This is a genomic window from Mycobacterium sp. (assembly GCF_050701675.1).
In the GTDB taxonomy this organism is placed as follows: Bacteria; Actinomycetota; Actinomycetes; order Mycobacteriales; family Mycobacteriaceae; genus Mycobacterium.
This window is the reverse complement of record NZ_JBOGDD010000011.1, coordinates 1-5851: the sequence shown is the minus strand read 5'-3', so window position 1 is coordinate 5851 and position 5851 is coordinate 1. Positions and strand designations below refer to the sequence as shown.

Annotated in this window: 8 protein-coding genes; 3 read left to right on the top strand and 5 right to left on the bottom strand. The window is 65.4% G+C overall.

Going from position 1 to position 5851, the window contains the following annotated elements; genetic code table 11:
• Positions 1-140 precede the first annotated feature (140 nt).
• From ACRDUX_RS00365 to ACRDUX_RS00355, 3 genes are all read left to right on the top strand, one after another.
• Complete coding sequence (locus ACRDUX_RS00365; protein WP_526409927.1) at positions 141-314, top strand: hypothetical protein; 174 nt, start codon at positions 141-143, stop codon at positions 312-314.
• Positions 315-419: 105 nt separating this feature from the next.
• Positions 420-701: a hypothetical protein gene (locus ACRDUX_RS00360; RefSeq protein ID WP_526409925.1), complete on the top strand. Its 282-nt coding sequence runs from the start codon at positions 420-422 to the stop codon at positions 699-701.
• Position 702: 1 nt separating this feature from the next.
• A complete protein-coding gene (locus ACRDUX_RS00355; RefSeq protein WP_526409923.1) occupies positions 703-1125 on the top strand; it encodes a hypothetical protein in 423 nt (140 codons plus the stop codon).
• On the opposite strand, the gene ACRDUX_RS00350 is transcribed toward ACRDUX_RS00355, so the two are convergent.
• The 5 genes from ACRDUX_RS00350 to ACRDUX_RS00330 all read right to left on the bottom strand — a co-directional run.
• Entirely contained in the window at positions 1126-2121 is a 996-nt protein-coding gene (locus ACRDUX_RS00350; protein ID WP_526409921.1) for an ABC transporter ATP-binding protein, read from the bottom strand.
• Positions 2118-3146 carry an ABC transporter ATP-binding protein gene (locus tag ACRDUX_RS00345; protein WP_526409919.1) on the bottom strand — a complete coding sequence of 343 codons (1029 nt, stop codon included), beginning with the start codon at positions 3144-3146 and terminating at the stop codon, positions 2118-2120. Before ACRDUX_RS00345 ends, ACRDUX_RS00350 begins: the two co-directional genes overlap by 4 nt.
• The gene (locus tag ACRDUX_RS00340; RefSeq protein ID WP_526409917.1) at positions 3143-4105 is read right to left on the bottom strand and encodes an ABC transporter permease; all 963 of its coding nucleotides are present in this window, start codon (positions 4103-4105) and stop codon (positions 3143-3145) included. Before ACRDUX_RS00340 ends, ACRDUX_RS00345 begins: the two co-directional genes overlap by 4 nt.
• Positions 4106-4109: 4 nt before the next feature.
• Positions 4110-5147: an ABC transporter permease gene (locus ACRDUX_RS00335; RefSeq protein WP_526409915.1), complete on the bottom strand. Its 1038-nt coding sequence runs from the start codon at positions 5145-5147 to the stop codon at positions 4110-4112.
• Positions 5147-5851 (bottom strand): ABC transporter substrate-binding protein (locus tag ACRDUX_RS00330; protein WP_526409913.1); only part of this gene is annotated, 705 nt, incomplete at its 5' end. The genes ACRDUX_RS00335 and ACRDUX_RS00330, both read right to left, overlap by 1 nt.

Below are 5851 nucleotides of genomic sequence, written 5' to 3'. Positions count from 1 at the left end.
CCGTGGAGCGGCCTGCGCCGACGACGGTCACCACGACCCAACCGACCACCACCACCACGACCACGACGACGACCACTACGACGCCACCGACGACCACGGAACCACCGACCACCACCACCACGACGTCGGAAACGCCGACCATGACGACCAGTTACATCACCGTGCCGTTCGTGCCGGTCCCGATCCCGATTCAGGTGCCGGCGACCCCGACGCCGACGCCGTATGAGCCCCCGTACTACCAGCAGCCGCAGTACCAGCAGCCGCAATATCCACAACAGCCGCAATACCCACAGCAGTCTCAGTTCCCGTACTGACGCTGTGCGAATCGCTGTGAAAGCGCTTGTGTCAGCAATGGTGTCGCAAGGAACGTCACAGCCACGCTCCAGCGCATCCGCGGTTGTCCGGATCAGCATCCAGGAATGACAAATAAGGGATCGCAGGCGAATCGTCGCCGCGTGAAGGCACTGGGGCTGGCCGGAACAGCCGCGTTCGTCACCTTGGGTGCATTGAGCCTCGGCTACGGCCACGGGGCCGGCACCACGGGGACCAACCTAGCCAACTCGGGCGATGCTCCGACCAATACCGTCTACGTGCAGCCCACGGACAAGGCCATGACCATGGGCGCAACGGCGACCTTCACGACGCCGAATTCGGTGGAGCAGTCGCCGAGCGCTTCGCCGGCGATCAAGGCGGGTGCGTGACGTGCGTGCGCTCAGCGCGGGTGCGGTGCTCGCCCTAGCCGCTGCGTCGACCGCGCTTCTATTGGGAACTGGTGTAGCCCAGGCGAATTCGGCACCGAACGTGGTAGGTCAGAAGTACAGTGACGCCACCGCCGCCATCAGCGGAGCGGGTATGACGGCGGTCGTCTCGACCACCTTCGGAGACCACAATGCCAAGGATGACTGCATGGTGGTCAACCAGGTGTCGAGGACGGTGCCGCCCCCTGAGGACAGCTCGGGATCGGCGACCAACCAGGTACTGGTGTCGCTGAACTGTGACTCGGGCGAAGCGTCGGCGAAGACGCCGGGATTCTCCGCAGAGAGCCCCGAGGGTAGGGCCGCCGCGGCTGCGGCGTCCTCCTCGGCCGCTGCGGCGTCGCCGTCGGCGGCCGCACCGTCGAAATGATCAGTTCTGCCCCACCAGGTTTCGTGGGTGGTGGCAGGCGGCGACGTGATCTGTCTCGATCTCCTCGAGCACGGGATCGTCGACGTCGCACACCTGGGTCGACCACGGGCAGCGGGTATGGAAGTGGCAACCGGAAGGAGGGTCGATGGGGCTCGGGACGTCGCCCTCGAGCACCAGCCGTTCGCGTTCGGCGTTGAGCTTGGGATCCGGGATCGGCACGGCTGAGAGCAACGCATTGGAGTAGGGATGCACCGGATGATCGTAAAGAGTTGCAGCAGATGCACTTTCGACGATCCTGCCGAGATACATGACCGCGACGCGGTCTGACACGTGCCGGACCACGCCCAGGTCGTGCGCGACGAAGAGGTACGCCAGTCCGAACTCGGCCTGAAGGTCCTCGAGCAGGTTGATGATCTGTGCCTGCACCGAGACGTCGAGCGCCGAGACGGGTTCGTCCGCGATGATGAGCTTGGGTTTCAGCGCGAGCGCCCGGGCGATGCCGATGCGCTGGCGCTGTCCCCCGGAGAACTCGTGTGGATACCGCTCGGCGTGCTCAGCCTGCAGGCCGACGCGGTCGAGCAGGTCACGAACCCGTGGTTTCACGTCGCGACCCGAAGCGATCCCGTGCAGCTCCATGGGCTCGCCGATGATCTGACCGACGCGCTTGCGGGGATTCAGCGAGGCGTACGGGTCCTGGAAGATCATCTGCATCTGGCTTCGAACCGGCCGCATGGCCCGCCGTGACCGGCCGACGAGTTCCTCGCCCTGAAACCGGACCGAACCCGACGTCGGCGTGATCAGCTGCATGATGGTCCGGCTCAGCGTCGACTTCCCGCAGCCGGATTCGCCAACCAGCCCCAGGGTTTCGCCCTCGTTGATCGTCAGGCTCACGCCGTCGACCGCCTTCACGTGGGCGACCACGCGGTCGACCACGACTCCCGACTTGATGGGGAAGTGCTTGACGAGGTTGGTGACCTCGAGCAGGGGCTCACTCACGGCGCGTCCACCTGACTCATCGGACCGCCGGTGGGCGCCTTCCTCAGCCCGATCCGGCCGTCGACGTCGCGCAGGCGCCGCTTCTCCTCGGGCGTGAGCCAGCACCTGTCCCCGTTTAGCGGCGGCGGCTCGGAGCACTTGTCGAACTCGTGCGGGCAGCGGGCGGCGAATCGGCAGCCGGTGGGCGGGGACAGGAGTGACGGCGGCTGCCCGGCGATCTGCGCCAGCCGGGTTGGGCGGTCCTCGTCGAGCCGGGCAATCGAGCCGAGTAGGCCCCACGTATACGGGTGCTGCGGGTCGTAGAACGCCTTCTCGAGCGTCGCGTCCTCGACGATCTGCCCCGCGTACATGACCGCGACGCGGTCGGCGATCTCGGCTACGACACCAAGGTCGTGGGTGATCAGCACGACGGCCAGACCTCGTTCGGTGTTGAGCTTCTCCAGCAGGCGCAGGATCTGGGCCTGCACGGTGACGTCGAGCGCCGTGGTCGGTTCGTCGGCGATCAGCACGTCCGGATCCAGCGCCAGTGCCATCGCGATCATCACCCTCTGGCGCATGCCGCCGGAGAACTCGTGCGGGTAATCGTGAACGCGGCGTTCGGGATTGGGGATACCGACCGAGCTGAGCAGCTCCACGGCACGCTGCCTGGCTTCGCGCTTGGAGACGTCGCGATGTGCGCGGATCATCTCGATGATCTGATCGCCGACGCGGTACACCGGATTGAGCGACGTCATCGGATCCTGGAAGATCATCGCGATCCGTTCGCCGCGCACTTCCCGCAATTCCCGGTCGTCGAGTTCGGTGAGGTCACGGCCGTCGAACCGGACCGCGCCGGTGATGCTCGCGTTCGGTGCCCGCGTCAGGCCGAGCACGGTCTGCGCGGTGACGCTCTTGCCGGAGCCGGATTCGCCGACGATCGCCAGGATCTCGCCCTTGTCGAGTTCGAACGAGACGCCGTCCACGGCGCGGACCACGCCACCGTCGGTGTTGAAGGAGACCCGCAGGTCCTCAACGGTCAGAATCATGCTGGCGCCGCCTCTCCGAGCCTGATGCGTGGGTCGAGGAACGCGTAGAGGATGTCGACGAACGTATTGAAGAACACGATGAAGAACGCTCCGAACATCGTCACACCCATCAGTGGCGGCAGGTCGAGGCTTCCGATGGCTCGACCTGCGTAGAGCCCAACGCCGTTGATGTTGAACACCGTTTCGGTCAGGATGGCGCCGCCACCGACGACCGCGCCGAAGTCGAGCCCGAACAGCGTGACGATCGGGATCATGGAGTTGCGGAGCACGTGGCGGATGCGGACCTGTCGTTCGGGGAGGCCCTTGGCGCGGGCGGTGCGAACGTAGTCCTCGTTCATCACGTCGAGCATGTTCGAGCGGAGCACCCGGCTGTAGAAGCCGACGTAGAGCACGGCAAGCGTCAGCCACGGCAGAATGAGATGCGACGCCCACCTCAGAGGATCCTCGGTGAGTGGTATGTAGCTGCTGGTGGGGAACAGCTCCACCTTGAACGTGAAGAAGTACAGCAGGATGGCCGCCAGCCAGAACACCGGCATGGAGATGCCGACCAGCGACAAGATCGTCAGCGCACGGTCGGTGAACTTGCCGGCGTGAATGGCGCTCAGGTAGCCGAACACGACCGCAAGCACCATCCACAGCACCGCGGCGCCGATCGTCAGTGAGAGTGTGGCCGGCAGTCCGCGCCAGATCTGATCGGTGACGTTCTGTGAACTGGCGTACGAGGTCAGCTGCCCGGTGAAGATCTTCTTCATCAGCGTCAGGTACTGCACCGGCAGCGGCTGGTCGAGACCGAGATCTGCACTCACCCTTGCGATCAGCTCGGGGTTGGCGTTCTTGCCCGCGATCCGGATGGCCGGATTGGAGTTCGGTACCACGTTGAAGATGAGGAAGACGATCACCGAGATGGCGAACAGCACTGCGATCATCCCGGTCACGCGCCGGGCGATGAAGGGAACCATGGCCTTAGTGCTCCAGCCGGATCTTGGCCCGCGGATCGAGCGCATCGCGCAGGCCGTCGCCGAACACGTTGAGCGACAACACGGTCAACACGATCATCAGGCCTGGAACGATGGTCAGGTGCGGCGCGGTGTAGATGGTCTGATACCCGTCGGCGATCATGGTGCCCCACGAGGCGCTTGGCGGGCGCACACCCGCACCGAGGAAGCTCAGCGCCGACTCCAACAGCATGTTGTTGGCGATGTTGAGCGTGAAGAACACGATGATGGTCGACACCACGTTCGGCAGCAGCTCGGTGACCATGATGCGCAGTGGCCCCTTGCCCTGGGCGACGGCGGCTTCGACGAATTCCTTCTCCCGCAGCGCGAGGATCTCGCCGCGGATCGGTCTGGCCATGTACGGGACGTAGACCAGACCGATGATCAGGATCGGGATCCACACCGAGTCACCGGCAATGGTGGTGAACCCGAGGCTGAGGCCGCCGACGGCCAGCGCGGTGCCCAGCGCAATGCCGAGTAACAGCACGGGGAACGCCCACACGACGTCCATGACCCGCGACAGAACCGCGTCGATCCAGCCGCGGTAGAAGCCGCACGCCATGCCGACGACCACCGCAACGACGGTCGTGATCGCAGCGGCCACGACCCCGATGAAGATCGACGTGCGTCCGCCGTAGAGCAGGCGCACCATCACGTCCCGGCCGTTCTGATCGGCGCCGAGCAGGTACTGGCCGCGCAGCCCCGGCCCGATCGGCGTGCCGTCGGGCGCCACGATGTCGACCTGCCGGCCGTCGACGTCGATGGTGTCGGTGATGTGGTTGGCATCCGGAGTGGTGTGCGCGACGTGATCGGCCCACAGCGGCGCGGCGAGGCACAGCACCACGATCGCGATGAACAGCACCCCGAATGCCAGCGCAACCTTGTTGCGGCGCATGCGGAGTCCGGCGAGATACCAGGGGCTGCGCCCCTGGATCTCGGCCACGGGGACTCCCGGTGGAAGCGGCGGCTCGTCCGGCGCCTCCACCGCGGTGAAGGGTGCAGCCATTACTTCAGCGCAAACGACGTGAAGTCTTGGTTGAACAGCAGATGTCGGTAGCTCTTGTCGAAGTCCATGCGCTCCGACAGGAAGGTCGTGTACTGCTCGTTGCCGTACGGTGCCCACGCCGCCTGCTCCATGTACGCCTTGTCGAGCGCAGCGTACTGCTCCTTCACGCCGGGGTCGTTGAGCTGCTTGGTGCGAAGGTCGTTCATCTTGGCGTCGAGTTCGGGGAAGCTGGCCCGCGAGTAGTTGTTGCCGTTGGTGGGCAGGATGCTGGCCCCGTTGAGCAGTGGCCGGAAGAAGTCGTCAGGGTGCGGGAAGTCCTGGAACCAGTCGGCGAAGCCGGTGTCGAGGTCGGGTGTCGACTGGTTGCCGATGGTGGCCCAGTAGACGTCGCCCGAGATCACCTTGAGGGTGGCGTTGAAGCCCAGCTGCGTCAGCACGTCGTGGTAGTACTCGCCGATGCGCTTGCGGTCGGGCTCGTCGTCGGTCCACACGGTGATGTCCTTGTCGGCCGGATTGGCCTCGGCGATGAGTGCTTTGGCCTTGACGAGGTCGGGACCTGGGTAGAGCTTGCTCTCCTGGTAACCGGGCATACCCGGCGGCAGGATCTGCTGCGACGGATGGAGACGCCCACCGAACACCCGGTTCAGCGCCTCGGGGTCGATCGCGTAGTTGATGGCCTGGCGCACCTTGAGGTCGTTGAACGG

Excerpts from the sequence above, each read along its gene's own strand:
- ACRDUX_RS00365 (WP_526409927.1), top strand. The coding sequence starts at position 141 with ATGACGACCAGTTACATCACCGTGCCGTTCGTGCCGGTCCCGATCCCG.
- ACRDUX_RS00360 (WP_526409925.1), top strand. The coding sequence starts at position 420 with ATGACAAATAAGGGATCGCAGGCGAATCGTCGCCGCGTGAAGGCACTG.
- ACRDUX_RS00345 (WP_526409919.1), bottom strand. The coding sequence starts at position 3,146 with ATGATTCTGACCGTTGAGGACCTGCGGGTCTCCTTCAACACCGACGGT.
- ACRDUX_RS00340 (WP_526409917.1), bottom strand. The coding sequence starts at position 4,105 with ATGGTTCCCTTCATCGCCCGGCGCGTGACCGGGATGATCGCAGTGCTG.
- ACRDUX_RS00335 (WP_526409915.1), bottom strand. The coding sequence starts at position 5,147 with ATGGCTGCACCCTTCACCGCGGTGGAGGCGCCGGACGAGCCGCCGCTT.